Below are 1,046 nucleotides of genomic sequence, written 5' to 3' on the forward strand. Positions count from 1 at the left end.
TTTCCTACATTTTACGGGTGCCTTTTACATATCCATTACGGCAAACAAAATATCCGTAAAGATTAACCAAAATATCCAAGGTAAAACTATTCGGGTGAATGTAGTAGTACTAATCTTTTGAAAAAAAAATCGCTTCGATTGGATAATGATCATTACAACAGGAAATAAAGCAGTGTAAAGAAATACCAGCTTATTTTCTAAGGTTACTTTATAAAAATATTTAGTATATATCATTACTTGGGTAATATATTTCTTCATAACTATTTCCTTTCACAAAATTATGGGAACGGTATTGGCGTTTTCCACTGATGTTCTTCAGAATTACCTTTTAAATATGCCCGCATTTGATCTCTTGAGAAGTATGGCGGGTACATGTATGGATATCCTTCAGTGGAAATTACCTTAATAATTTTGGGCAACTTAAGTTCGTTAGGCCCCAAAACTCCAACTCCAATAATTTCAATATTATAATGCAATTCATTCTCTCGTAGATACTGCAAATAATTCGCTTCAAATTCATCACTATCATTCACCATAAGCTCATTTTTACCTGCTTCAAAAAGAAAGCTAAATTCCTTTAACAATTCCAACGGCGATAGACGAGCATAATATTCAATATTAGTTAACCCATTACGAATTGTTATTGATGATTGATCACCATTTTTCTGGCTAATATCGAGGTCATTGTTCTCCATTCTAGTCCCAGACAAAGATTCTACAGACTCATTAACAGCTTCCTTCACAGACTCCTTTAAGGAAAATCCCGATCCTAATCCAAGCACTTTTAAGCTTGAGGAAATTCCGAGTAATACCGTTACGTAAACACCATTAAATATTGAAATACTAGAAACTAAGATTTTTGGGAAAAATAGGTTTAGTAATGTAAAGCTTCTACTTCCACCCAATAATTTAGAAAGTACCCTTGAATTTACAATTTTACCTGGAACATGATTAACCCAGTGAAATATAAAGCTTTGTCGCTCATAGAACTCTAAAATTGCTTTGCGCAAGGCCCTATGGATCTGAGTCAAGTTTTTAGACACGAT

1 protein-coding gene is annotated in these 1,046 nt (G+C 33.5%); it reads right to left on the reverse strand.

Annotated elements, in window-relative coordinates; all coding sequences use genetic code 11:
* Positions 1 to 278: 278 nt before the first annotated feature.
* The coding region (locus FD47_RS15560) for a hypothetical protein (RefSeq protein ID WP_162260762.1) at positions 279 to 1,046 on the reverse strand (768 nt) is incomplete at its 5' end.

Origin of the sequence: Lentilactobacillus parafarraginis DSM 18390 = JCM 14109, assembly GCF_001435895.1 — a bacterium.
Lineage (GTDB): Bacteria > Bacillota > Bacilli > Lactobacillales > Lactobacillaceae > Lentilactobacillus > Lentilactobacillus parafarraginis.